We start from the raw sequence: 25,168 nt of genomic DNA on the forward strand, positions 1-25,168 counted from the left end.
CGTCACGTCCCCGCGAGCCCGGTGGGAGAGCGGCTCTCCTGCCGAGGGATTCCTACGGCAGGGTGACCGACTCGCCGGGCTTGAGGCGGCGCATGTCGGCCTTCTGTTTGTCCGACTCCATCTCCAGCCACATGTCGACCAACCGGAGCCCGATGTCGTTGATCAGGCCGTCGTGGGTGGAGAAGGCGCGGGCCGGACGGACCTGGCGGAGATACTCGACCATCTCCGACGCCTTCATCCACGGCGCGTTGGTCGGCACCAGGAGCGTGGGCACCTCGACACCCGGAAGGGTGAACGCGTCGCCCGGGTAGAAGACCTCCTCGTCCACCAGGAAGCCGACGTTGCGCACGATCGGCAGGTCCGGGTGGTTGGGGGCGTGCCACTCACCGACGGCCTTCACTCCGAAACCGGCCGTGTCGAAGGCGTCGCCGTGCCGTACCACCTGGATCTTGGCGGGAACGTCGGTGAGCGTGGCGGCCACGCCCTCGTTCGTCCAGACCTCCAGGGACGGGTTGGCCTCGGCGGCCCGGCGCAGTCGGTCGGCGTCCACGTGGTCGAAGTGCTCATGGGTGATGAGCACGGCCTGTGCCCCGTCGAGCGCGGACTCCTCACTGAAGGAGCCCGGGTCGATCACGAGGACGGAGTCGTTCTTCTCCAGTCGGACACACGCGTGCCCGAATTTCGTGAGTCTCATCCCTTCACCCTACGGGCGAGGCGGATCATCGCCCCGAGGGGGCGCCGTCGCGCCTCCTGCGCGGTCTCCGGTGGCGATGCTGCGGAGCAGTCGCGCCAGCAGGCCGGAGAGCTGCTCGCGCTCGGCCGCCGACAGGCCGGAGAGCATCCGTTCCATACCGCGGAGGTGGTCGCCCACCGCGTCGCCGACGAGTTCGCGCCCCTCGGGAGTGAGCCGAACCCGTACCCCGCGGCCGTCGGAGGGGTCGGGTGCGCGGACCAGCAGACCCGCCGACTCCAGGCGGTCGACGCGGTTGGTGGTCGCGGCCGGTGAGAGCAGCATCGAGGAGGACAGGGCTCCGGCCGACAACCCCTCGGGGACTCCGGAGCGGTACAGGGTGGCGAGCACATCGAACTCTCCCCGGTTGAGACCGTGGGCGCGCAGGGTCGTGGCGATGGCGGTGCCCGCGAGGGTGTCGGCGCGGGTCAGGCGGCCGAACAGGGCCATCGGCAGGGGATCCACGTCAGGCATCTCCCTGTTCCACTGCTCGATCATCCGCTGGACACCGGCGTCCGGGTCTTCCATGCGTTCTCCTCACGTCTCGGTTCCAATAGTTTGACATCGAAATACCTTAATGCAACTATTTCTACATCGAAATTCTTTGAGAGGATCACCATGAACGACGCGCAGCGCAACGCACAGGCCGTACGGGATCTCTACGACGCCCTCACCGTGGGGGACCTGGAGGGTGCGGGGAGGGCACTCACCCCCGACTCGGTCCTGCACGTCCCCGGGCGAGGCGCCAACACCGGCGACTACGTCGGCCGCGACGCCGTGCTCGGGTTCGTCGCCCACGCGTTCGCCGCCACCGGCGGAACCCTCAAGCTCACCGTGCACCGCGTGCTGTCGGACGACGAGACGGCCGTTGCCCTGACGACCTACACCGCGTCCCGGCCCGACCGCGACCTTCCGCTGGAGAACAACCTCGCCCACGTCATGACGATGCGCGACGGCAGGATCGCCGAGGGCTGGTTCCACAGCCGTAACCAGTACGAGGTCGACGCTTTCTGGGGCGATGAGAGCGCCTGAGCAGGACGCGCTCCGGGCCGTGGTCTCGGGGGAGGGCGGTGCGCCCCGAAGGGGCATGCCGGGGATGTCCGGTGGATCGGGCCGGAGTCGTGAGGGCCGGTCCGGCGGGTCCACGCCGGAGTCGCGCGCGGGGGTGTTTCGCGGGCCTCGCGGGTTTCTTAGGACGGGACCGGAGTCGTGTGAGGGGGTGCTCCACGGGCTTCGCGGGGCGAGGCCGGAGGGCGGAACACGCGCGGGAGACTGCCGTTGGAGGCGGTGCCCCCGCGCGGTCCGATCAGTTGATCACGGGCGGTGCGGTACCGCGGTCACCACCCCACACGTCCTCGTCCTCGGTGAGCCAGGTGGAGCGTTCGCGGTCCTGGTCTCCCTGGCCCGCCGCGCCACTCATCGGCATGAACGGCATGCCGCCCATGCCGCCACGGCCGTCGGCCCTCGGGCCGCCGACACCACCGACGCCTCCGAGACCGCCGCCGGCCCCGGTGGTGCCGCCGTTGCCGACCCAGGAACTCGGCCCCGCCGGACCGTTCTGGCCGAACGCGGTGGGACCCGCGCCTCCGCCACCGCCCCCGGTGTAGGGGGGCAGACCGGTTCCGGGGCCGAGCCCGGTTCCGGGACCGACTCCCGTGCCAGGACCGAGTCCGGTGCCGGTGCCGGGGCCGCCGGGCACTGTGGGCTCGAAACCGGCCAGTTTGGTGTTGCGAGGATCATTCGGATCCAAGCCCGCGCGCGGGTCGTTCGGGTTCGGAAGTGTCGGGTCGGTGTACCCGGGCGGAAGGTTGCCGTTGCCCGGCAGGCCCGTGCCGGGAACACCCGGACCGGGAAGACCCGTGCCGGGAGCACCCGTGCCTGGGAGACCCGTACCCGGAGCGCCCGCGCCGGGACCGCCGGGATAGGCCGGGATGGAGGGGTTGGAGACGCCGGGATAGTCGCTCCCACTCGGATAGCCGCTCCCCGGGCCTCCCGGATAACCGCCCGAGAAACCGGGCAGCCCTCCGACGCCGCCCCCGCCGTAGCCGCCGGGTATGCCACCGCCCCCGGCGTAACCCCCACCTCCCGGGTAGCCTCCCAGGCCGCCCGGGTAGTTCTGGTTGGTGAGCGCGGGGTCGACCGCGCCGCTCAGCTGGGGCAGGTCCTTCTCCACGGTCGCGGGAATGCGGTCGTAGAGATTGACCAGCTCCTGGTTGAGGGCCATCAGGTCCTCGCGGGCGAAGTCGTTCGTCGACTTGTTGGTGAAGAGGTACGTGTTACCGACCTTCCCGACGGCGATGTCGTCTCCCGGAAGGAAGTCGACCCCGTCGAGGAACCCCATCGAGGGCCTGCTGTTGGCGTACTCGATGTACTTGGGAAGGACCTCCCTGCCGTAGTGGGTCAGTGGTGGCCCGAGCTGGCCGCAGCGGGTGGACAGCTCGTTGACCGTCTTGTGGACCAGTTGGAGCGCGTTCTGCGCCTCGATCGAGGCGTCACCGCTCCAGACCTGGGCGAGTTCTCCGGCGATCTGCCGGATGAGGGTGTGGCTGGCGCGCAGTGTGGACGCGGCGGAACTGTAGGCGTGGCCCGCGTCCTCGATGGCCCGCGGGTTGGTGTTCTGCAACATCATCTTGATCTCTTCGGCGCTGTAGCCGCTGTAGTGGCCACGGCTGCCGATCCCAGGGGGGCCCTCACCGTCGAACTTGATGTGGTGAAGCGCGTGGTCGTTGCCCATCGCCTCAGCTCGCCTTGTTCGTGGTGCTGGCCTGCTCGGCGTCCTGGTAGTTGTAGGCGGCGACGCGCAGCAACTCGATCGCGGCCCGGTATTTGACGATGGTGTCCTGGTAGACCGTGCCGACCTTCATGTGGGCCTTGCCCGCGGTCCTGGCGACGTCCTTGGCGGTGTCCCAGGTGCCGAAGTGGGCCTCGGTCAGGTTGGTCATGGCCCGCATGTCCTGCAGGGCGCCCTCGTTCGAGCCCTCAAGGCGCGCGACGTCCTCCTCAAGGGCCTTGAGGAGCTGCTTGATCCGGTCGCGCTTGATCTCGACGGCCGGGCGGTCCTTGTCGAGGCCCGGCCAGGGGGGCGCGACTCTGTCTTCGGGAGGTAACATGCCTCTCTCCCCGTTACTGAAGGGGCCGCGGCAGCGCCGCGACCCGGTTGGTTCTCCCCGGTGACGTGGGTCGCGGCAGCGCCGTGACCCGCCCCGTTCGTGGGGTCAGCGTGGGGTCAGCGTCCGTCGAACATCGTGACGTTGACCTTCTCGGTCGTCGCGAAGTTCTCCCTGCCGATCTCGATGACGCCACCGAGACGCTGGAGCAGTGCGGCCATCCGGCCGGACGCGGCGTCCCACTGGGCGCGGGCGCCGTAGTAGGCCGTGCGGGCGTCGCCCTCCCAGTCGCCGAGCAACCGGTCGAGGTCCCCTTCCAGGTTCTGGAGGGTCCCTTCCAACATCTGCCACTGCCGCGCGAAGTCCGCGGCAGAGCGGTCCATCTGGCCGAAGTCGACAAGAGTGCGGTCAAAGTCGCTAGCCATGGTGATCCCCGTTTCTGAGCTGTCAGCTGTTGATGTCGGCCCCGAGCCGCTGCGAGACGGCGGTCTGGTTCTCCTGGGCCGTCTCGTAGTTCTTCTGGATGTTCTTGAGCTTGATCGACAGGCCCTCAAGCTCGCGCAGGATGTTGGTCATCTCGGTGCTCCAGGCGTTGAACACGCCGTCGAAGGAGACCGCGGACTGGCCGTCCCAGCCGGAGCGCAGCTCGCCCCTGTGGCCCTCGAGCTGGGTTTTGATCTGGTTGATCGTGCCCTTGGCGTCGTCGGTCTTCTGTGACGCTTCGCCAAGCCGCGAATGGTACGCGGTGGTCCTCTGAACCACGTGACACCTCCATGGTGTTCGACTGACATGGGTCTTTCGATCATTACAAAGTGGACAACCATCGCATCTCTCACCTGTAACGAACAGATGTACCGTTGGTAACGGGGATCACGGTTGTCCCACGGGCACCGGGACTCCCGCCGCCGTCCGGCTGAGCGCGGGTCCCTGCGGGATCAGATGCACGATGTGCGCCGGCAGCGGCGCGACGTCCGCCGCCGTGTAGCCGAGGCTCGCCAGCGACTCCGTCGCGGTGATCGCGTGCCGTCGCCCCTGGTCGCTGACGAGGAAGACCGAGGTGACCGCGTCCAGCCTGCCGTTCCCCGGCAGCACGCCCACCAGCGACGCGGTGCCCGGTGGGAGCACGACCTGGTCCACCGAGTCCTGGTCGAAGCGGCCCGCCGGCGGCGCGGGAATGCGCGTGGTGCTGCCGACGGTGAGCCGCGCCCGCGTCGATCCGCGCTCGGTCTCGGCGTAGACCGCGCACACCGGCGAGGCGGGATCGGGGGCGATGACCCGGGGCATGGTGGCGGGAAGCCCCGCGGGATCGAAGCGGGTGGCCGAGCGCCGCATCCCGTTCGCGGTCGCGGCGTCGATCTCCACGGCGCGCACCGGCGCCCTGCCGTACGCCCTCTTGCTCGCCGGGTCCTGGAGCAGGAGTTCGGCCTGGGCGGGGGTGAGCGCGGCCAGGCCGTCGGGGAGCAGGACGTACCACTTGGCGGTGTCCCCCGACGTGGCCCGCACGGTGTAGATCCGGCCCGCGGCGGAGCGCCCCCCGTCGGGGCCACGCATCACCCTGCCGCGGGCCGCGAGCGCCGGGGCGCTGAAGTCGGGGCCGATGGGCAGCGCGTTGAGCCAGGCCGCGGGGACCTGCCGGGGCTGCTCCTCGGTCAGCGCCCGCAGGCTCTTCTGCGGCACCCGCATCCGCCGGTCCGACCAGAGCAGCCAGGTCTGCGAACCCTCCTGCACGACCATCGCGGTGTCCTGCCCGAGCGGGGTGCCGCCGACCGCGAAGCCGCCGACGAGCGAGGTGTGCGGGGTAGGCGTCCCCGCGGTGTCCACGCCCTCGACCACGCAGGCCGACCAGGGGGCGCGGACGAGCCGCTCGCGGGGCGGCAGCGACTCGGGGGCGCCGGGAATGCCGACCAGGAGCCCACGGGGGAAGCTCGCGAGTGATGCCGTGGTAACCGTGCGGACCTTCACCCCCTGCCCGCCGCCGAGCAGCAGCCTGGCCGAGGTCACGTTGGCGACCGGGATCATCTGCCCCCGCGTCGCGCTGTAGACGAAGGTCGCGCCCGACTCCTCCTCGACGATCACCGTCCCCGGCTCGGTGAGCGCGGTGGCGCCGCCGGGGCGCAGCAGCCCGTAGACGCCGAACGCCACCGCCACCAGCACCGCGACCAGGATGCCGCAGAACGTCGCGACGTTCTGCCTGCGCATCGGCGACTCCGGCACGTCGGGCTCGCCCTGGAGCAGGGCCATGCCCAGGCGCTGGGTCATCAGCTTGTGCGCCTGATAGAGATCACGACGGGTCTGCATCCCACCTCCGCCTCGCCGGGTGCGCGGTCGCCGACAGCATAGAAGCGTGATCGACGATCAGTGCAAAGGGCGCGAATGGTGAACGGTGCTGGTATCTGGCGTTTACCACTGTCGGCGAGCTCGCGGTCGGGATGCGCTACCGCCGGTCAGCCCGACAAACCCCTGATGGCCGCGTACACGTCCATCACCCCGAGCGCGAGCGGGATCAGGGCGAGGATCAGGCAGAACTCCAGGATGTCCCCGGCGCGACCCCAGAACGGGGAGGGCCGCCGCTGGGGGAGGAGGAGCGCCATCCCGCCCGCCACCGCCGTCGCGCACACCAGGCCGATCGTGACCGCCGGAGCCGAGCCGGGCGTGGTGAACGCCACGCCCAGGATGAGTGCGAGCAGCCCGGTCAGCCCCGAGCCGAGCAGCCAGAGACGCTGACCGGTCCCCTGGAAGACGCGGGCGCGCATCAGCAGTGCGAGCGAGAGCGTGACCAGCGTCGCGGGGGCGGTCCACCCGCTCACGGTGAGCAGGGCGGGCAGCGTGCCCAGTGCCACCAGGGCGACGCCCGCGGTGAGGCCGGTCGCGAACCGTTCGGCCTCCGTCGCGCGGCGCCGGATGTCCGCGCCGTCGATGTCGTCGGTGTCGGCGCGCAACTCCTCGGCGTTGGCGGGCAGCGCGGGCAGCGGGAGCCGCGCCAGCCGGAAGGACGTCGTCGGGATGAGCGGTGCGCAGGCGAGGGTCACCGCGGCGGCCACCGCGGCCACACCGGCGGCGGGCGCCCCGGTGAACATGACGATCGCCGAACAGATCGTCCCGATGACCGCGGCCAGTCCGACGCCGAAGAAGTTGGGCAGGCCCTCGGCGACGACCCAGCCGGTCACGGTGGCGACCAGCGCGGTCACCGCGAACCCGGCGAGCAGGTTGGGCGCTCCGAAGGCGGCGGAGCCGGCGGGGGGAGCGGGCGCGCAGGCCCCGGCGAGGAAGGCGTGGGGCAGCGCGGTGTAGCCGATGATCGCGCCGGCACGTCCGTCGCCCAGGGCTCTGGAGAGCGCGGCGCCCGCCACGACGGCGAGGATCGCGCACGCTCCGGCGAAGGCGACGACCGGGCCCCAGGGAGGGCCGCTCACCGCGAGCACCACGGCCGCGGCGACCATCGACAGCGCCGCGGTGCCCAGCCCCACGCCCCTGGTGTGCGCGGGCCGCCAGCGCCCGGTCCTTTCCTTGACGCCGGTCGCCACGGTGTCGGCGACGTCGTCGAAGACCGCCTCGGGCAGCTGGGACGAGCGGGGCAGCAGGTAGAGGACCTCGCCGTCCCTGATGCCCAGCTCGTTCAGGCCCGCGCCAGAGGGCATGGGTGCCGCGCCGATCCGCTGGAGTCCCCATCCTCCGACCGGCGCGACCTCCTCGGCGCTCTCGCCGGTGGCGGCGAGCAGGTCGGGCAGCAGATGGGAGAGGGGAAGGTCCGAGGGCACCGCCAGGTCGACCCGGCGGCGCGGGGTGACGACGGTGATGCGGCACAGGGAGATTGCGGTCACCTGGTTCACAGGGCGCATGCTAGCCACCTCCGCGATCATCCGGCACCCGGCGGGGTGGTGAGCTACCGGAATGCGGGCCAGTGCTCCGGCCTTCAGGCCGGAGGCGAAGGCTCGCGCGGGAGTGCCCGCTAGGGTGCGAGCGTGCCCTGACCTGAGTGGTTTCGCCGTCAGATCAGGGGCGATGCGGTAATGTGTTCGAGTCGCCGCCGGGCGGGCGGAGACGCTAAACGACTGTGGAGGCCCGGTAAGACCACCGCTCGCGGTGGCTCAGGTCGACGAAGCAGGAAGCCTCAGAGGTGCCGCGTGAACGCGCGGTGCGGGCTGAATCCCCGGCCTTCAGGCAGGGGAGCGCGTCAAGGTGATCCGGACTGCACGATATTTGCTTAACTCACATCGGGGGCGAAGTGGGCATAGTGGTCGTTCGGCGTCCCGAGCGACGCCCACCTCCGGCACCACCGCGCGGCGAGATCCTCCTGGAGTCGCCGCCGGAGATCCCGGAGACCACCTCGGCGGGGTTCACGCAGGTGCTCATGTACCTGCCGATGGTGGCGGGCGGCGCCGCGATGGGGCTGATGTTCGCCGGGGGCGGCGGCGGAAACCCGATCATGTACGTGGCGAGCGGCATGTTCGCGCTCTCCATGGTCGGTATGACCGTCGGTCAGATGGGCAGGGCGGGCGGGGAGCGCAAGCAGCGGATCAACGGCCAGCGCCGCGACTACTTCCGTTACCTGTCCCAGACCCGCGCCAAGGTGAGGCGCGCGGCCGCCAGGCAGCGCGAGGCGCTCGACTGGAACGGCCCCGCCCCCGACGCCCTCTGGGCGATCGCGCTGAGCGCCCGCCTGTGGGAGCGGCGCCCCTCGGACGCCGACTTCGGCGCCGTCAGGGTGGGCACCGGCTCCCAGCGCCTCGCGATCCAGCTCATACCACCGGAGTCCAAGCCGGTCGAGGACCTGGACGCCATGTCCGCCGGGGCGCTGCGCCGCTTCGTCCGAGCCCATTCGACGGTGGCCGACCTGCCCATCGCCATCTCCCTGCACTCCTTCGCCAGGGTGAGGCTCACCGGTCCCGAGGCGGCCGTCCGCGACATGGTCAGGGCGCTCGTCGGCCAGCTCGCCGTCTTCCACTCGCCGGACGAGCTCAGGATCGCGGTGTGCGCGTCCAGGGAGTGGATGGCCCACTGGGAGTGGGTCAAGTGGCTCCCGCACGCCCTCCACCCGCACGAGACCGACGCGGCGGGGCCCGTCCGCCTCATGACCGAGGACCTGGGCGAGCTGGACAGGCTGCTGGGCGCCGACTTCAAGAACCGGGCACGGTTCAAGCCGGGCATCTCCCCCGACGCGCTCCCGTACCACATCGTGATCATCGACGGCGGGCACGTCCCGCAGGACTCCCCGCTGGGCGCGGACGCGATCGAGGGGGTCACCCTCATCGACCTCGACGGCACCACCACGCCGGCGGGCGAGAAGACGATGCTCAGGCTGCGCGTCACCGAGGACCTGTTCAGCCGGGTCACCACCGACCAGGCGGGCAAGGAGGTCGTCACCCCGCTCGGCAGGCCCGACAGGTTCTCGTACCTGCAGGCGGACGGGCTCGCCAGGCGGCTCGCCCCGCTGCGCGGCTCACCGGCCGGAGCCGGGGGCGGCGACGCGCTCGCCGCCGACACCACGCTGGCCGAGCTGCTGGGACTCGGCGACCCCGCGGGGCTGGACCCGGCGCTGCTCTGGCGTCCCAGGGCGCCGCGCAACCGGCTGCGGGTGCCGATCGGCGTCGGTACCGACGGGCGCCCGGTCGAGCTGGACATCAAGGAGTCCGCGCAGGGCGGCATGGGCCCGCACGGCCTCGTCATCGGCGCCACCGGCTCGGGAAAGAGCGAGCTGCTGCGCACGCTGGTGCTCGGACTGGCCGTCGCGCACTCGTCGGAGGTCCTGAACTTCGTGCTCGTCGACTTCAAGGGCGGCGCGACCTTCCTGGGCATGGACTCCCTGCCGCACGTCTCGGCCGTCATCACCAACCTCGCCGACGAGCTGCCGCTCGTCGACCGCATGCACGCCGCCCTGCACGGCGAGATGGTACGGCGCCAGGAACTGCTCCGCGCCGCGGGAAACTACGCCTCGCTGCGCGACTACGAGCAGGCCAGGGAGCAGGGGGCCGACCTGAGCCCGATGCCCACGCTCTTCGTGGTGCTGGACGAGTTCAGCGAACTTCTGTCGGCCAAGCCCGAGTTCATCGAGCTCTTCGTGATGATCGGCCGCCTCGGCAGGTCCCTGGGGGTTCACCTGCTGCTGGCCTCGCAGCGGCTGGAGGAGGGCAGGCTGCGCGGCCTGGACACCCACCTGTCGTACCGGATCGGCCTGCGGACCTTCTCGGCGATGGAGAGCAGGGTGGTCCTCGGCGTGACCGACGCCTACGAGCTGCCCTCGGCGCCGGGCAACGCCTTCCTGAAGTTCGACACCACGGGGATGGTCCGTTTCAAGGCCGCGTACGTCTCCGGGCCCTACACCCCCGAGCGACGGGTCGTGCGGCGCGAGCGCGCCGAGGGGCGGCAGATCGTCCCCTACGGTCCCGCCTACATCGCGCCTCCCCTCCAGGCCGAGCCGGAGGAGGAACCGGAGAGCGTCGCCACGGGGCGCGACACGCTGCTCGACGTCGTGGTCCGCAGGCTGGGCGGGCAGGGTCCGCCCGCGCACCGGATCTGGCTGCCGCCGCTGGCCGAGCCGCCCTCGCTGGACCAGCTCCTGCCGCCGCTGTCCGTCACCCCGCGGCACGGGCTGACGACCGCGCACTGGCAGGGGCGCGGAGGGCTGCACGCGCTGCTCGGCGTCGTCGACCGCCCCTTCGAGCAGCGGCGCGACCCGTACTGGCTCGACCTGTCGGGTGCCGCCGGGCATCTGGCCGTGGCAGGGGGGCCGCAGAGCGGCAAGAGCACCGTGCTTCGTACGCTGATCGCCGGTCTCGCCCTCACCCACACCCCCGCCGAGGTGCAGTTCTACTGCCTGGACTTCGGCGGCGGCGCGCTCGCCTCGCTGGAGGGCCTGCCGCACGTCGGCGGGGTGGCCAACCGGATGGACACCGACCGGGTCCGCCGTACCGTCGCCGAGGTCACCGCGCTGCTCGCGCGGCGGGAGCGGGAGTTCGCCGAGCTGGGCGTCGACTCGATCGCCGCCTACCGGCGCCTGCTCGCCGCGGGGACCGTGGATCCCGGCGGTTTCGGGGACGTGTTCCTCGTGGTCGACGGCTGGCTCACGGTCCGCCAGGAGTTCGAGTCGCTGGAGCCCACGATCACCGAGCTGGCCGCCCGAGGTCTCGGCTACGGCATCCACGTGGTCGCCGCGACCAACAAGTGGTCGGAGTTCCGGCCCTCCATCCGCGACCTGTTCGGTTCCCGGGTGGAGCTGAGGCTGGGTGACGCCTACGAGTCGGAGGTGAACCGCAGGACCGCGATGGCCGTTCCCGAGGGCGTGCCGGGGCGCGGCCTCACCCGCGAGGGCCTGCACTTCCTGAGCGCGCTGCCCCGCGTCGACGGCGGCGACCAGAGCGAGGACCTGCCCACCGCCACCCGGGCGATGGTCGAGTCCGTCGCCGCCGCCTGGCAGGGTCCACCCGCTCCCAGGGTGCGGCTGCTGCCCGCCGTCCTGGCGCCCGAGAGCCTGCCGGGCCCCGAGGAGACCGGTGCGCGCATCCCGCTGGGCATCGACGAGAGCACCCTCTCGCCGGTGCTCGCCGACTTCGACGCGGATCCGCACCTGGTCGTGATCGGCGACAACGAGAGCGGCAAGTCCAACCTGCTGCGCCTGGTGGCCGAGGGGGTCGTGGCCCGCCACGAGCCCTCGAAGGCCCGCCTCGTCGTGATCGACTACCGCCGCTCGCTACTGGACGCCGCCTACACCGAGCACCGCATCGGGTACGCGGCCTCCTCGACGGCCGCCACCGAGTTCATCGGCGAGCTCAGGGATTCGCTGATCAAGCGGCTCCCCCCGGCGAACCTCTCGCCGGAGGAACTGCGTTCGCGCGGCTGGTGGAAGGGGGCGGACATCTACATCGTCGTCGACGACTACGACGTGGTGGCCTCGGGCGCCAACCCGCTCGGCGGGCTGCTCGATCTGCTGCCCCAGGCCCGCGACATCGGCCTGCACCTGGTGCTGGCCCGCGCGATGGGCGGCGCGGGACGCGCCATGTTCGACCCGGTGCTCCAGCGGCTCAAGGACATGGCCACCCCGGCCGTGATGATGTCTGGCCACAAGGACGAGGGCGTGCTGTTCGGGGTGCGTCCCCACGCGCTGCCGCCGGGACGCGCCTATCTCTCCGACCGGAGGAACGGTGTGCGCCTCATCCAGACCGCGTTCGTCTCACAGCCCGATACGGATAAGTGAACGGGAAGAAACAAAGGAGAACATTCCGCGTAACATCTCGCGTAACAATGGATGAATAGTTTCACCCCGAAAACGTGCGTAACGTTCAGGGGGCTCTCTTGTCATTTCCTCCGGAGCCGACGGATATCAGTCCGGCCGATCTGAAAAGACGTAAGGAAGACTTTCACACCGAGAGCGACGAGCTCGCCACGGCCTTCGCCAAGGCGATGGCCGACCTCGACGCCCTGGGCGCCTTCTGGGGCAACGACGAGGTCGGCCGGAAGTTCGCGGGTGCCGCGGGCGGCACCGGCTACCTCGCCGCCCGCGACGAGGCGAAGAGCCATGTCGAGGGCATCGGGAACGGCTACCGCAAGATCGGCGACAACCTGGGTCTGGTCGGCGAGAACGTCACCGGGGCCAACTGGGCGACGGTCGGGGAGATGGTCAAGGCGGTCGTCGGCCCCGAGATCAGTGCTCCCGGCGGCAAGGCCGAGCTCGAATGAGCGGCCTGGGCCTGCCCGCGGGTCCCCTGGGGGCGGTGGGGGCGTTCGCCAAGGCCAACCCGGTCAAGACCGCGATGGGGGCGGGCTCCCTCGGGGCCGCCGCGTTCGTCACGTCCATGCTCGGCGTGGGCTGGCCGGAAGGTGATCCGGACAAGCTACGCACGGCAGCGGATATCTGGGACAACCTTGCCAACACCATCGAAGGCTCCGGCACCGACGCGAACGGTGTCGCCGAGCAGGTCTGGAAGAACAACGGCGGCGCGGCCGTGCGGGAGTTCAGCACGCTGTGGACCGGCACCTTCCGGCCCTATCCCGGTGAGGTCGCCACGTTCTGCCGGGCGATCGCGAAAGCCTGCCGCGACTACGCCCAGGCCGTGGAGATCACCCGGTACGTGCTGATCGTGCTCGCCGTCCAGGCGTGGATGAACATGGTCTACACGGTGGCCTGGGGCTGGGCCACGGCGGGCATCGGGGCGGCCGTGCAGAAGCAGATCATGGACAGGTTCTTCAAGGGGCGCGCGATCCTGCAGATGAAGATCTTCAAGATCAGTGTCGAGAAGATCATCTATAACTCGTTCTACTACCTGGGTGACAGCGTGGGCTACGCGGGCGGCCAGCAGGTGCTGCAGTGGAGCATCTTCGAGCTCGCCGGGGTGAAGAAGGACCTCACCGGCAACGACGTCACCGGAGAGGGTGAGAACACCAAGCAGTTCGGCCGGGGCTTCGTCAGCAACATGGCCTTCAACGCCGCCTTCGACCTGACCAAGATCGGCCCATGGGGCAGGGCGTTCCCCAACGACGCGGCGGGCAACCTGATGTCCCGGCTGGTGGGCTCGGGGACGTACACCGTGGCGGACAACACGGTCCAGGGGGATCCCGCCCTCCCAACCTGGGAGCAGTGGGTCTCCAAGGTGATCGTGCACGGCTCCCGCGCGGCCAAGCCACCGGCCTGAGCGGGGCCGTAGCCTCGTCGGGCCTCGTTCGGGCATCGCCGTGGCCCCGCCGCGTTTCGGTCGGACCTGCGGTGGTCCCGCTGGTTTCGACCGCGGTTCGGTCGGACCTGCCATGGTCCCGCCGCGGTTCGGCCATGGCTCTGCCGTGGCCCCGCCACGGTCCGGCCGGACCTGCCCTGGTCCCCTCATGGATCCGGCCCCGGACAAAGCCCGGGGCCGGATCCACGACCAGGGTGAACCGGGGCCGACCGGTCACCTGGTCAGAGGGGTTGGTTCCTGAAGGGGTCCTCCAGGAGGGAGTTCAGCAGCGCGCCGCTCTGTTCGGCCGCGTCCCTGACGGCCTCGCCCGAGGCCGCCAGGATCGCCTCCGCGAGGGCCTCGGAGCCCAGGCGGAGAGCACGCGGGTCGATGCGGAGGGCGGCCAGCGCGCCGCTGGCCAGCACCTCCACCGACACGTGGCCGTCGGCCGCCCGGCCGTGGCCCCTGGCGTCGGCCAGGCTCCGGCCGACCTCCTCCATCCGGGTCGTCTGCTCCCCGATCACCGTGAGGAGCCGGTCCGCCTCCGGATCCCCGGTCGGCGAGTACGGTTCGTCGGACATGCCCGGCATGCTCTCCCGCTGGCCGCGCATTACCGGCAGTTCCCCCAGTCGACGGAGGCGGAGTCGGCGGATCCACCGCCGCCGAAGCGCACGCACTTGCCCTGGGCGGAGACGATGATCGGGCCGATGTAGTACTCGTGGCTGCCTCGTTCGGTATTGGCCCGGCTGCCCTGGACCTCAAGGGTGGCCCAGAGCGGGGACGCGACCCCCACGTTCTCGTTCTTCAGGGTGACCACGCAGGTGTTCTTCGTGGCGGCGTTGAAGAGCTGGTAGACCGTCCCGCCCGTGAACGGGGACTGCCGCTGCACGACGAAGCCCGGCCCGCAGACCTTCTCCGGCGTGTGGGGGTTGGCGCGCCGCGCCGGCGCGGACGACGAAGGACTCGGGGGCGAGAACGTCCACGAGGGCCTGGCCGTCTGGGAGGGCCTGAACGTCCACGAGGGCCGTGCCGTGTGCGAGGGCTTCCGGGACGGCGGGGTCGGGGACGACGTCGGCCTCGCGGCCGGATGGGTCGGCGTGAGGGTGGGGGTCGCCTGGGGCGCGGTCGGCGTCGGTTCGGGGGTGCCGGGCGGGGCCGGGGTGGGGGTGGGGCTCGGCTCAGGGGTCGGCGTTCCGGTCGGGGGTCCCTCCGGCTCGACGGTCAACGACGGGGTCGGTGTCGGTGCCGGGGTCGGCTGGGCCGCGGGGGCGGACGTCTCCGCCTCCGAGGGCAGTCCGGCCGTGGGGCTCGGCACCCCGGGCACGTTCGGAGCCTCGGTGAGCGGCGCCGTCGGCACGGGCGGAGGGTTGGTGTACATGCCGATGTCCGGCACCTGAGGCGGCTCGGCGGGGGCGTCGCTCGGCAGTTGCAGCGGCCCCACCTCGGCGACCTCGGGCTCTGGCGTCGTACCCCAGGGTACGGTCACCTTGCCCGAGGGGTTCTCGCCGGTGTTCTGTACGGGGTCCTGCCCCTGCGGCTCGTTCCGTGACCGGTCCACCAGCCCGAGCGAGACCTCGGGGAGCGCGCCGTCGGCGGAGGCCCGCTGCTCGCTCAGGGCGGTGTACCGTCCGGCGGCCCAGATCCCGAGCCCGGAGAGCAGGACGATCACACCGACGCAGGCGGCGAGCGCCATCGAGAAGTTGCCCGTCCTCGGACGGTCCTTGACCGCCTTCGCGGGTGCCGGGTCCGAGGCTCCGGGAGCGGCCGACGCGACCTGGGGAAGCTGCGGAGCTCCCCAGACCGACGTCGCGGGCTCCACCTGTCGCGGTGCGGCGGCACCGGGAACCTTCTCGCCCCGTGATGAGTCGTCTTCCCCCGTGATCCCCGTGCCCGGCCGCGCCCCCACACCGATACCCGGTGCCCCGATCTCCGTTCCGATGTCCGAGGCGGTGCCGGGGACGCCGGGGAGCCCCAGGACGCCGGAGACAGGGCCGGGAGGAGGGGGGGTCGCGGGACCGGTGGCGATGTCGGGGAGGGGAGCCGGCGCGTCCGGGACCTCCGGCTCGCCCAGCAGGCGCAGCATGGCGGCCTTGGCGTCCGGGCGCTCACGAGCTCGCCCGTCCAGGCAGGAGGCGAGGAGTGGCCTCAGCTCCGCGGGCACGCCGGTCAGGTCCGCGTGTCCTTCCAGGACCTTCTCGGGAAGCCCGCCGAAGGGCGGCCGCCCGGTCGCGGCGTGGACGACCGTGGCCGCCCAGGCGAAGAGGTCGGCGGGCTTGCTCGCCTCCGGCGCGGAGGTGGCCTCCTCGCGAATGTGCTCGGGGGCCCGGTAGTCCGGCTCCCGCTCGCCCGTGACGGGTTCGAGCCCGATGTCGAAGACGCGGGGACCGTCCGGGCCGAGCAGCACGGTGTCGGGGGTGAGGGACCCGTGGGCGAGGCCGGACAGGTGGAGGGCGGTCAGCGCGGTGAGCGTGCCGGCGGCGAACCGCTCCAGCGCGTCCCCGGTGAGCGGCCCGCCCTCGGCCACCGCCTGCCGCAGCGTGGGTCCCTCGATGTGCTCGCGGACCACGTACGGGCGGTCGTCGAACCAGCCGACCTCCAGCAGTCTCGCGGCGTGGGCTCCGGACGCGCGCTTGGCGGCGTGCAGTTCGTTGGTGATCCGCTCCCGTGTCCGGGGGTCGGGGGCCCCGGGTTCGGCGGGGAGGAGGCGGATGACGCGGATGATGTCGTCGTCGGGAAGATGTCCCAGGTAGGCGGCGTGTCCTGGATCCTGGGCGAGCCGGCCGACCAGGATGTACACACCGATGCGCTTGGGATCTTCAGCCAGTAATGGGTACAAATGCCCCATTGCATTCCTTTCAGCACAGCTGTCAATAAAGCCGCTTTAAGCTAATCGGGCACCATCCAACCAAATTTGTCGCACCAGATCGTATTTTTAGTCCTGTTCGTTACGTTTGATGGTCAATGGTTCCTGGTCGCCAACCCCTGCGGCGCCCCATCGGTATCGCGATGCCCGCCACGGTGACCAGAACGCCGACGACGAGCGCTCCCAGCGCGACCCAGATCGAGATCGAGATTGCCCGGGAATCCTCGGGAGGCGCGGGCCGCACCACGTTCCCCGGCAGCGGGGCGGCGAGGCGCGGCGCGAGCGCCACCTGCTCGGACGGCAGGATCGCCGAGACCGCCAGCAGCGGGTTGACCATCCCCGCCCCGGTGCCCGCCCCCGCGCCGCCGTCGGCGGTCAACTCGACGCGCCGCCGCACCCGCACGTTGTCCAGTCCAGGGTGGCGGGCCCGGACCAGCGCGACCACCCCGGCCACATACGGGGCGGCGAAGCTGGTCCCCTCCAGGTCCTCGCGGTAGGTCCGCCCTGCCCAGGTGCTCGTCACGTTCCGGCCAGGAGCCAGGACGGAGACGGGGGTGACGGCGTTGGAGGAGTCGGCCCTCGCGCCGTCGGGACCGGCGGCCCCGACCGAGAGGACCCCCTCGTAGGCGGCCGGGTAGGCGGGCGCGGGGGTGCCGTCCTCCTTCTGCACGTTGCCGGCCGCGGCCACCACGACCGCGTCCATGGCGAGGGCGTAGGCGACCGCGTCGCGCAGGTCGGCCTGGTCGCCCGCCTGGACCGACACGTTGATCACGTCGGCGCCCAGTTCGGCGGCCCGCACGATGGCCGCGGCCAGCCGGCCCACGTCGCCGGTACCGTCCGAGGTCTGCTTGATGGAGATCAGCTTCGCCTGCGGCGCGACCCCGGTGAAGGGCACCCCCTTCATCTCGGCCGCCGCGATGATGCCCGCCACCGCGGTGCCGTGGCCGAGACAGTCGCGGGCACCGGTCGCGGTCAGGTCGATCGACCTGACCCTCCTCAACTGGGGATGCCTGGTGTCCACCCCGCTGTCGACGACCGCGACGGTCACCCCGGCCCCCTTGGTCAGCTCCCACACCTCGGGGAGGCTGAGCCTGCGCTGGGCCCAGGACTCCCCGATGCTGGTCGTGCCGCGCCGGGGGTTGCACCTGGCGGGCGCGGACGTCCCCGAGGTTCCCGCCCCGCCCCTCGCCGTCGAAGCACCCCCCGCGGTCGCCGTACCCGCGCTGCCCGCCGAGGCCGTCCCCGCTGTCGAGGTGGTCCGCACCGCGGTCTCCGCCTCCGTACCCTTCGCCACGGCCGGTGGCGCGGCGACCGCCGCCAGCACCAGCACCGTGACGAGCATCCGACCGATCACGAAACGCCCCCAGAACGAACCAGCACGAACGGTCCCCCGAGCGAAACGGCCCCGCACCGAGACGCTTCTGGAGCGATAAGGCCCCAGAAAAGGGTGAATACCGGGCAGCACCCTACTCAGCTTGATCGCACGCCGTCACGGTGCGGCGGGATCGCCACGGCCGGAGGCGCGATCCGGCGGCCATAGGCTGGCCTGGGCGGGGGAGCCGAGCAGGCGCCGGTGGGTTCCCGCCCACGTCCCCACGCGAAACCAGGAGCAGTCTTGAGCCAGTACCCATGGGGCGAGGCCACCGCGACCGGCATCGGGTCGCATCCGGGTGAGGATCACGCCGAGGCGGTCAGGGTCGCCTTCGGGGAGTCACCCGCGCTGCCGTACCTGCCGGAACTCCCGGCCCGCGGTGTCGGCGCCGACATGATCGGGCGCACCGCGTCACTCCTGCTGGACCTGCCCGTCGAGGTGCAGCCGTCCGGCTGGCGGTTCGCCGACCGGCCGGGCCGCGACTTCAAGCGCGCCCGCGACCATCTCGTACGCGACCTCGACGGACTGGAGGAGGTGGCCCAGGGATACGAGGGGCCCTTCAAGATCCAGGTGTGCGGGCCGTGGACGCTGGCGGGGGCGATCGAGCTTCGGTACGGCGACAAGACGCTCGCCGACCCGGGGGCGGTGCGCGACCTGGTGGAATCCCTGGCGGAAGGGCTCGCCGCGCACGTCGCCGACGTGCGCGGCAGGGTGCCGGGCGCCTCGCGGATCGTGGTGCAGATCGACGAGCCCGGGCTGCCCGGCGTCCTGCGGGGTACGGTGCCGACGGCCTCGGGCTTCGGGCGGCTCGCCGCCGTCGACCGCCAGATCGTCGCCGACCGGCTCGGGGCGGTGCTCCCCGCGGAGACGTTCACGGTCGTGCACTGCTGCGCACCCGGCGTGCCCTTCGGGGTCCTGCGCACGGCGGGCGTGGGAGGGGTCTCGCTGGACGCCCACCTCATGAGGAGACGCGACGAGGACGCGATCGGCGAGACCGTCGAGGCCGGGACCGCCCTGTTCCTCGGTGTCGTACCGGGCGTGGACTCCGCGATCCCGGACGTCGGCGCGGTCGCCGAACCCGCCGTCGGGCTCTGGCACCGCCTCGGCTTCCCCTCCTCGACCCTCGCCTCGCAGGTCGTGCTCACCCCCGCCTGCGGGCTGGCCGGGGCCTCGCCCGCCTACGCCAGGGCGGCCCTGGCCACCTGCCGCAAGGCCGCCGCCGTGCTGCGGGACGACCCCGGCGAGTGATCTCGCGCGGGCGCCCGGACGGGAGCGGCGCGGGCTTGTCCAACTCGGAGCAATGACGGGGTCGCGTTGTCGGTGCCCGAAGATACGTTTGTCATGGGCCACGACTGTCTCGGGTCACGACGATGGGAGAAGCGGGCGATGGGCGCTGAGGTCGAGGGTGTGCCGGTGTCGGCGCTGGAGCGGCACGCGGAGCTGACCGAGCTGGTCGAGGAGGCCAACTGGCGTTACCACGTGCTCGACTCGCCGACCGTGAGCGACGCGCAGTACGACGGATGGATGCGTGAGCTGCGCGAGCTGGAGGAGCGGAGCCCGAGCCTTCGCACGCCCGACTCGCCCACCCAGAAGATCGGCGCGCCGATCTCCAGCGACTTCACCCCGGTCAGTCACCTGCAGCGCATGGAGAGCCTCGACAACGCCTTCAACGCCGACGACCTCGCCTCCTGGCGGGCGAGGGCCGAGCGGCTGGCCGAGCGCGACCCCGCGCCCTACCTGTGCGAGCTGAAGATCGACGGCCTGGCGATCGCGCTGCTCTACGAGAAGGGGCGCCTCACCAGGGGCGCGACCAGGGGTGACGGCCGCGTCGGCGACGACGTGACGGCCAACGTCCGCACGATCGCCAACATCCCCCACCGCCTGACCGGCGACGACGTGCCCGACGTGGTGGAGGTGAGGGGCGAGGTCTACATCCCCGTCGAGGAGTTCGAGAAGCTCAACGAGCAGCTGGTCGAGGCGGGCAAGGCGCCGTTCGCCAACCCGCGTAACTCCGCGGCGGGCTCCCTGCGGCAGAAGGACCCGCGCATCACCGCCCAGCGGCCGCTCTACATGATCGTTCACGGGGTCGGCAGGTGGGAGGGCGCCACCGCCCCCCGCACCCAGTCGGAGATCTACGAACGGCTCGGAGGGTTCGGCCTGCCGGTCAGCGACCTCTACCGGGTCGTCGACGATCTCGACGGCATCAACGCCTTCATCGAGTTCTACCGCGAGCACCGTCACGACCCGGCCTACGAGATCGACGGCGTCGTGGTCAAGGTCAACCGCATCGAGCTGCAGAACAACCTGGGCTCGACCAGCAGGGCCCCGCGCTGGGCGATCGCCTACAAATACCCGCCGGAGGAGGTCAACACGAAGCTCCGCGACATCCAGGTCGCGGTGGGCCGCACCGGCAGGGTCACCCCGTACGGCGTCATGGAGCCGATCGTCGTGGCGGGTTCCACGGTCGAGCGGGCCACGCTGCACAACGCCTCGGAGGTGGCGCGCAAGGGCGTGCTGATCGGTGACACCGTGGTGCTGCGCAAGGCGGGCGACGTCATTCCCGAGATCGTCGGCCCGGTCGTGGACCTGCGTGACGGCGCCGAGCGCGAGTTCGTGATGCCGGAGCACTGCCCGGAGTGCGGCACCCTGCTGGCGTACGAGAAGGAGGGCGACGCCGACCTGCGCTGCCCCAACACCAGGGCGTGCCCCGCCCAGCTCCGCGAGCGCATCTTCTTCGCGGCCGGGCGCAGGGCGTTCGACGTCGAAGGGCTGGGCTACGTGGCGGCCACCGCGCTGACCCAGCCGTTGCCGCCGCAGGAGCCGCCGGTCCGCACCGAGGCCGACCTGTTCGACCTGACGATGGAGCGGCTGCTGCCGATCAGGTCGGTGGTCCGCGACCCCGACACCGGCCTGCCCAAAACCGATGCGGAGAGCGGGGAGCCGAAGGTCGTCACCTTCTTCGCCAACCAGAGCGGCGAGCCGAGCAAGAACGCGGAGAAGATGCTGGAGCAGCTGGAGAAGGCGAAGACCCAGCCGGTCTGGCGGGTGCTCGTCGCGCTCTCCATCCGGCATGTCGGCCCTCCGACGGCCCAGGCGATCGCCGACGAGTTCCGCTCGATCCCCGCGATCGCGGAGGCGTCGGAGGAGGAGCTCGCCGCCGTCGAGGGCGTCGGCCCGCGCGTGGCCGCGGCGATTCACGACTGGTTCACGGTCGACTGGCATCGGGAGATCGTCGACAGGTGGGCCGCGGCCGGAGTCCGGATGGTCGACGACCCCCCGGCCGAGCAGCTCCCGCAGACCCTGGCCGGTCTCACCTTCGTGGTGACCGGCACACTCACCGACTTCACCCGTGACGAGGCGGGCGAGGCCCTGGCCGCCCGCGGCGGCAAGGTCTCGGCGTCGGTGTCGAAGAAGACCTCCTTCGTGGTGGTGGGGGAGAACGCCGGTTCCAAGTTCGACAAGGCGGTCAAGCTCGGTGTGCCGATCCTCGACGAGGCGGGTCTGCGGGTCCTGCTGAGCGAGGGGCCCGAGGCGGCGTCGGAGCTCACGGTGAAGCCCGAGGAGTAGGGGTCACCCCAGACTTGTGTCTCAAAAACGTGTGAATTGTCAGTGACAGAACGTGCGCAATCGGTTTCGCGAAGTGGCCCGTAGGCCGTACTCTCCCATAGTGAACTAATGGGGGTTTTTTACTCATGGCCGACCCAATCGACACTCGCGACACCGGACCGCGACCGGGAACGCCCCTGTGGGCCTATCTCGCCGCCGTCATCACGATGGGGTTCACCGCGCTCGTCGTATCCCTGCTGGGCACGAACGTGGCCGAGAGCGCGGAGCTCGTCCGCAGCCCGCTGTTCTGGATGCTCGCGGCCCTCATCGTGCTGGGCGAGCTGCGGCCGGTGGTCCTGTCGTCGTCGATGACGGTGGGGGGCACCTACCCGTCGACCATGTTCACCTTCGCCGCGCTGCTCCACTACGGCCTGCCGGTCGCCGTACTGCTGCAGGCGGTCGCCATGATTGTCAACGGGGCCGTCACCCGCAAGGCGATCCATCGGATCATGTTCAACATCGCGCAGGTGACGATGGCCTGCGGCGCGGCCGGGCTGGTGCTCGGGCTGTTCGGCGACCGGGCCGTCACGGTGACCGCCTGGGTGCCGACGGGCTCCGACCTGCTCGCGATCGGGCTGGCCGGGCTCGCGTACTTCGTGGTCCGGGCCCTGCTGGTCTCCGGCGCGGTGGCGCTGCACGAGCGCAGGTCGATCTACCGGGTGATCAGGACCACCATCGGCCACCAGAGCCTCGTCTACACGGGGCTGCTCGGCCTGGCCCCGCTCGTCGTGGTGGTGATGAACCACTCACCGGCCCTGGTGCCGCTTTTCCTGGCGCCGATGGTGGCGGTGTACTTCACCGCCACCATGTCGGTCCGCCGCGACCACCAGGCGACGCACGACGTGCTGACCGGGCTGCCCAACCGCAAGATGCTCGTGCTCAGCACGGAGGAGGCGCTCGCCGAGGCGCGCGACGGCGAGCGGGTCGGCCTGTTCCTGCTCGACCTCGACAGGTTCAAGGAGATCAACGACACCCTCGGGCACCCGGTCGGCGACCGGCTCCTGCAGCTGGTCGCGCACCGCCTCACCCACAGCGTCCGGCCCGGCGACGTGGTCGCCAGACTCGGCGGTGACGAGTTCGCCGTCCTGCTGCCCTCGGTGAGGGACGCCGCTGCGGCGAGGGAGGTGGCGGCCCGCCTGCGGGTGGCGATCACCGAGCCGGTCCGGCTGGAGGGCATGAGCTTCGACCTGGACGCCTCGTTCGGCATCGCCATCTACCCCGACCACGCGCCCGACTTCGAGATGCTCCTGCAACGCTCCGACGTGGCGATGTACCTCGCGAAGGAGAGCAGGAGCGGGGTCGAGATCTACGCCGCCGACAAGGACCGCAACAGTCCGGAACGTCTCAATCTTCTCGGCGACCTGCGCAGGGCGATCGACCGCTCCGAGCTCCGGCTGCACTACCAGCCCAAGCTCGACCTGGCAGGAGGGCAGGTCAGGGGTGTGGAGGCGCTGCTGCGGTGGCGCCACCCCGAGCGGGGGATGATCCCTCCGGGGGAGTTCGTGCCGATGGCCGAGCAGTCCTACCTGATGCGCCATCTCACCGGATACGTCATCGACGCCGCGCTGGAGCAGGCCGCCCACTGGTGGCACACCGGCCTGCACGAGCAGATCTCCGTCAACATCTCGGCCCGCGACCTGCTCGACTGCGCTCTCTCCGACCAACTGGGGGAGGGGCTGGCGCGATACCGGCTGCCGCCCAAGGCGATCCAGCTGGAGGTCACCGAGCGCATCCTGATGACCGACCAGGCCTACACCGACGGGGCCGTTCGAGCCCTCACCTCGCTGGGAGTGCCGCTCGCGCTGGACGATTTCGGCACCGGCTACTCCTCGCTGGTGCGCCTGCAGCGCCTTCCCGTCGCCGAGGTCAAGATCGACTCCTCGTTCGTCCGCCGCATCGGCGAGTCCAAGGACGACGAGCGGATCGTCCGCTCCATCATCGACCTGGTCCGCTCCCTCGGGCTGCGCTCGGTCGCCGAGGGCGTCGAGTCGGAGGAGGTCGCCAAGCGTCTGGCCGACATGGGCTGCGATCTCGGCCAGGGCTGGCTGTTCGCCGAACCCATGTCCGCTGCTGACGCGACCGTATGGTTGCGCGAACATCGAGCCATCGCCACCCACGACCTCGGCTTCCTGCGCCGCACCGAGATCCTCGACCCCCAGAGGGCCTAGGTCGGCATCGGGGCGGCATCGAGGACGGGCCGCCATGCCGTCGGGGACGTCCACGCACCCGGATGTCCCGGCCGTACGGCCCCGCGTTCCGCACGTGCCCCCCGATCGGCACGGGGGTGATCACCCGCTGGGCGGGAGCGGATACGGCTGCCGGCTCGCGACGATGCGGTGCGTACCGGCGACGGGGTCAGCTCCAAGCCCGGATGAGATCGTCGGGGCCGTACGCGGCGGTGAGACCGGTGCAGGAGACTCCGCCGTGTGAGACCGCGACGAGCGGAACGAGCTCGTCCGTCAGGACCGCTCGGTGTCTGGCCAGGGCGGCGAGGTCGTGGTCGTCGAACGAGGCGTTCTCCAGCCACTTGATCGACCCCAGGAAGCACAGCCGCCGGGCGATCGGCCCCCTGTCCGCACCCACGAGGTCGATCTCCACGTCGTTGCTCCTGGTCCAGTAGGAGCCGATCGCCGGCGCCTCCGGCAGCCGGTCGTCGGGGAGCAGCCGGGCCAGTGACTCGCGTATGAGAGGTTCCACGGCTCGGCCCCGCCAGGTGCTCCACTGCGAGGCGAACCGCCGTATGGTCAGGTCACCCCTGCGACGCTCTATCTCGGGCATGTGCGGCCGGACGAAGTGGAGCCAGAAGCGCAGGTAGGGGTCGGTCACGCGGTATCGGCGCTCTTTGGAAGGGCGGGTGGACAGCGGCAGGTCACCGGTGACGATCCCCTTGGAGGTGAGGAGCTCGGCCGCCCTGGAGAGGGTGCTGTGCGAGATCCCGCCCGCGCTTCTGGCGATGTTGGTGAACGTGCGCTCGCCGCTGCCGATGGCCCGGAGCACCTCACTCGCCTGGGCGGTGGAGGGGAACTCGGCCGCGAGGGAGCGCTCGGCGGACACCAGAAGGGCCGAGACCGGGTTCGTCAGGGCGGCGTGCAGATATTCCCAGAGCGACGCCCCACGAGGCCACTCCCCGCAGATAAGGGGGAGACCGCCGGTGACGAGGGCCGCGTCGAACGCGTCGGCGGCCGTGAGGCGGAGCATCTGCTGGATCTCACGGGGGTTGAGGGGCCCGACGACCATCTCGGTGCCACGCTGGTGGAAGGGGCGCTCGTAGCTGTTCAGCGCCTCCATCATGGACAGGTCGGATCCGATGAGGATCAGCAGCACGGGCTTGCGGCTGAGAAACCGGTCCCAGGCGCGCTGGAGCAGTCCCTCGAAGGCGTCGACGCGGTCCATGAGATAGGGGACCTCGTCGATCACGACGATGGACGGGTTGTCGTCGGGAAGCGCGTCCGCCAGTAGTTGCAGTGCTCCGTTCCAGGTGCCGGGTGCCGCATCGGAGAACGCGTTCCTGCCTGGCAGGTCCGACATCGCGACGTCGGCCGTGATCTGGTGGAGCTCGCTCTGGGCGTCCGCCCGTGCCGAGGTGTAGAAGAGCGACGGCAGGCCGCTGCGGGCGATGAACTCCTCGGCCAGGGCCGACTTGCCGATCCGCCTGCGTCCCCGGATCAGCACGCACCGCCCGGGACGCCCGGTCGTCGCCTCCGTCCGGACGCGGTCGAGCAGGGAGGCGAGAGCCGCCAGCTCGCGCTCCCTGCCGATGAACTCGCCCACGCCTCCTCCAATACTTCCATTGGCGATACTATCGCTGAAGATACTATCGACAGCGATAGTATCTTCAGCGAAGAT

The 25,168-nt window shown here is 71.1% G+C and carries 19 protein-coding genes; 7 read left to right on the forward strand and 12 right to left on the reverse strand.

The window, feature by feature from the left end; genetic code table 11:
- Positions 1–52: 52 nt before the first annotated feature.
- Positions 53–694 carry an MBL fold metallo-hydrolase gene (locus ACIBH4_RS20245; RefSeq protein ID WP_362507658.1) on the reverse strand — a complete coding sequence of 214 codons (642 nt, stop codon included), beginning with the start codon at positions 692–694 and terminating at the stop codon, positions 53–55.
- Between the two features lie 9 nt (positions 695–703).
- Positions 704–1,258 (reverse strand): MarR family transcriptional regulator, encoded by a 555-nt coding sequence (locus ACIBH4_RS20250; RefSeq protein ID WP_362766365.1) that lies wholly within the window; start codon positions 1,256–1,258, stop codon positions 704–706.
- 90 nt (positions 1,259–1,348) lie between these two features.
- Here ACIBH4_RS20250 and ACIBH4_RS20255 point away from each other — a divergent pair, with 90 nt between their 5' ends.
- On the forward strand, positions 1,349–1,762 hold the full coding sequence (locus ACIBH4_RS20255; protein ID WP_362766362.1) for a nuclear transport factor 2 family protein: 414 nt from the start codon (positions 1,349–1,351) through the stop codon (positions 1,760–1,762).
- Positions 1,763–2,036: 274 nt separating this feature from the next.
- Here the strand turns inward: ACIBH4_RS20255 and ACIBH4_RS20260 are convergent, their stop codons facing one another.
- From ACIBH4_RS20260 to eccD, 6 genes are all read right to left on the reverse strand, one after another.
- Entirely contained in the window at positions 2,037–3,464 is a 1,428-nt protein-coding gene (locus tag ACIBH4_RS20260; protein WP_362766359.1) for a WXG100 family type VII secretion target, read from the reverse strand.
- A 4-nt stretch (positions 3,465–3,468) separates the two neighbouring features.
- Entirely contained in the window at positions 3,469–3,840 is a 372-nt protein-coding gene (locus ACIBH4_RS20265; RefSeq protein ID WP_362507664.1) for a hypothetical protein, read from the reverse strand.
- Between the two features lie 116 nt (positions 3,841–3,956).
- Positions 3,957–4,262 carry a WXG100 family type VII secretion target gene (locus tag ACIBH4_RS20270; protein ID WP_362507667.1) on the reverse strand — a complete coding sequence of 102 codons (306 nt, stop codon included), beginning with the start codon at positions 4,260–4,262 and terminating at the stop codon, positions 3,957–3,959.
- 22 nt (positions 4,263–4,284) lie between these two features.
- Positions 4,285–4,599, reverse strand: a complete 315-nt coding sequence (locus tag ACIBH4_RS20275; protein WP_362507670.1) for a WXG100 family type VII secretion target — start codon at positions 4,597–4,599, stop codon at positions 4,285–4,287.
- A 108-nt stretch (positions 4,600–4,707) separates the two neighbouring features.
- Positions 4,708–6,135, reverse strand: a complete 1,428-nt coding sequence (eccB, locus tag ACIBH4_RS20280; protein WP_362507673.1) for a type VII secretion protein EccB — start codon at positions 6,133–6,135, stop codon at positions 4,708–4,710.
- Positions 6,136–6,281: 146 nt separating this feature from the next.
- Positions 6,282–7,667, reverse strand: coding sequence for a type VII secretion integral membrane protein EccD (eccD, locus tag ACIBH4_RS20285; RefSeq protein WP_362766357.1), 1,386 nt, complete (start codon positions 7,665–7,667; stop codon positions 6,282–6,284).
- A 395-nt stretch (positions 7,668–8,062) separates the two neighbouring features.
- Here eccD and eccCa point away from each other — a divergent pair, with 395 nt between their 5' ends.
- From eccCa to ACIBH4_RS20300, 3 genes are all read left to right on the forward strand, one after another.
- Positions 8,063–12,028, forward strand: a complete 3,966-nt coding sequence (eccCa, locus tag ACIBH4_RS20290) for a type VII secretion protein EccCa (protein WP_362507678.1) — start codon at positions 8,063–8,065, stop codon at positions 12,026–12,028.
- A 98-nt stretch (positions 12,029–12,126) separates the two neighbouring features.
- A complete protein-coding gene (locus tag ACIBH4_RS20295) occupies positions 12,127–12,510 on the forward strand; it encodes a hypothetical protein (protein ID WP_362507681.1) in 384 nt (127 codons plus the stop codon).
- Entirely contained in the window at positions 12,507–13,463 is a 957-nt protein-coding gene (locus ACIBH4_RS20300) for a hypothetical protein (RefSeq protein WP_362507684.1), read from the forward strand. The genes ACIBH4_RS20295 and ACIBH4_RS20300 overlap by 4 nt, the downstream gene beginning before the upstream one ends.
- Positions 13,464–13,723: 260 nt before the next feature.
- On the opposite strand, the gene ACIBH4_RS20305 is transcribed toward ACIBH4_RS20300, so the two are convergent.
- The 3 genes from ACIBH4_RS20305 to ACIBH4_RS20315 form a co-directional block, all read right to left on the reverse strand.
- Positions 13,724–14,062, reverse strand: coding sequence for a YbaB/EbfC family nucleoid-associated protein (locus ACIBH4_RS20305; protein WP_362766355.1), 339 nt, complete (start codon positions 14,060–14,062; stop codon positions 13,724–13,726).
- Positions 14,063–14,091: 29 nt separating this feature from the next.
- Positions 14,092–16,326, reverse strand: coding sequence for a serine/threonine protein kinase (locus tag ACIBH4_RS20310; protein WP_362766352.1), 2,235 nt, complete (start codon positions 16,324–16,326; stop codon positions 14,092–14,094).
- Positions 16,327–16,426: 100 nt separating this feature from the next.
- Positions 16,427–17,698 carry a S8 family serine peptidase gene (locus ACIBH4_RS20315; RefSeq protein WP_362766349.1) on the reverse strand — a complete coding sequence of 424 codons (1,272 nt, stop codon included), beginning with the start codon at positions 17,696–17,698 and terminating at the stop codon, positions 16,427–16,429.
- 261 nt (positions 17,699–17,959) lie between these two features.
- Here ACIBH4_RS20315 and ACIBH4_RS20320 point away from each other — a divergent pair, with 261 nt between their 5' ends.
- The 3 genes from ACIBH4_RS20320 to ACIBH4_RS20330 all read left to right on the forward strand — a co-directional run bounded on the left by ACIBH4_RS20320 (position 17,960) and on the right by ACIBH4_RS20330 (position 23,490).
- On the forward strand, positions 17,960–18,964 hold the full coding sequence (locus ACIBH4_RS20320) for a methionine synthase (protein ID WP_362507696.1): 1,005 nt from the start codon (positions 17,960–17,962) through the stop codon (positions 18,962–18,964).
- A 138-nt stretch (positions 18,965–19,102) separates the two neighbouring features.
- Positions 19,103–21,283: an NAD-dependent DNA ligase LigA gene (gene ligA / locus ACIBH4_RS20325; protein ID WP_362766346.1), complete on the forward strand. Its 2,181-nt coding sequence runs from the start codon at positions 19,103–19,105 to the stop codon at positions 21,281–21,283.
- A 125-nt stretch (positions 21,284–21,408) separates the two neighbouring features.
- The gene (locus ACIBH4_RS20330) at positions 21,409–23,490 is read left to right on the forward strand and encodes an EAL domain-containing protein (protein WP_362507702.1); all 2,082 of its coding nucleotides are present in this window, start codon (positions 21,409–21,411) and stop codon (positions 23,488–23,490) included.
- 187 nt (positions 23,491–23,677) lie between these two features.
- On the opposite strand, the gene ACIBH4_RS20335 is transcribed toward ACIBH4_RS20330, so the two are convergent.
- Positions 23,678–25,093: an ATP-binding protein gene (locus ACIBH4_RS20335; protein WP_362766343.1), complete on the reverse strand. Its 1,416-nt coding sequence runs from the start codon at positions 25,091–25,093 to the stop codon at positions 23,678–23,680.
- Between the last annotated feature and the right edge of the window lie 75 nt (positions 25,094–25,168).

The sequence above is a fragment of the Streptosporangium sp. NPDC050284 genome (genome assembly GCF_044459525.1).
Taxonomy (GTDB): domain Bacteria; phylum Actinomycetota; class Actinomycetes; order Streptosporangiales; family Streptosporangiaceae; genus Streptosporangium.

What these genes read in the sequence shown, in the direction of transcription:
- ACIBH4_RS20305 (WP_362766355.1), bottom strand. Translation starts at nt 14,062, where the DNA reads ATGTCCGACGAACCGTACTCGCCGACCGGGGATCCGGAGGCGGACCGG.
- ACIBH4_RS20265 (WP_362507664.1), bottom strand. Translation starts at nt 3,840, where the DNA reads ATGTTACCTCCCGAAGACAGAGTCGCGCCCCCCTGGCCGGGCCTCGAC.
- ACIBH4_RS20250 (WP_362766365.1), bottom strand. Translation starts at nt 1,258, where the DNA reads ATGGAAGACCCGGACGCCGGTGTCCAGCGGATGATCGAGCAGTGGAAC.
- ACIBH4_RS20255 (WP_362766362.1), top strand. Translation starts at nt 1,349, where the DNA reads ATGAACGACGCGCAGCGCAACGCACAGGCCGTACGGGATCTCTACGAC.
- ACIBH4_RS20330 (WP_362507702.1), top strand. Translation starts at nt 21,409, where the DNA reads ATGGCCGACCCAATCGACACTCGCGACACCGGACCGCGACCGGGAACG.
- eccB (WP_362507673.1), bottom strand. Translation starts at nt 6,135, where the DNA reads ATGCAGACCCGTCGTGATCTCTATCAGGCGCACAAGCTGATGACCCAG.
- ACIBH4_RS20310 (WP_362766352.1), bottom strand. Translation starts at nt 16,326, where the DNA reads ATGGGGCATTTGTACCCATTACTGGCTGAAGATCCCAAGCGCATCGGT.
- ACIBH4_RS20245 (WP_362507658.1), bottom strand. Translation starts at nt 694, where the DNA reads ATGAGACTCACGAAATTCGGGCACGCGTGTGTCCGACTGGAGAAGAAC.
- ACIBH4_RS20300 (WP_362507684.1), top strand. Translation starts at nt 12,507, where the DNA reads ATGAGCGGCCTGGGCCTGCCCGCGGGTCCCCTGGGGGCGGTGGGGGCG.
- ACIBH4_RS20260 (WP_362766359.1), bottom strand. Translation starts at nt 3,464, where the DNA reads ATGGGCAACGACCACGCGCTTCACCACATCAAGTTCGACGGTGAGGGC.
- ligA (WP_362766346.1), top strand. Translation starts at nt 19,103, where the DNA reads ATGGGCGCTGAGGTCGAGGGTGTGCCGGTGTCGGCGCTGGAGCGGCAC.
- ACIBH4_RS20270 (WP_362507667.1), bottom strand. Translation starts at nt 4,262, where the DNA reads ATGGCTAGCGACTTTGACCGCACTCTTGTCGACTTCGGCCAGATGGAC.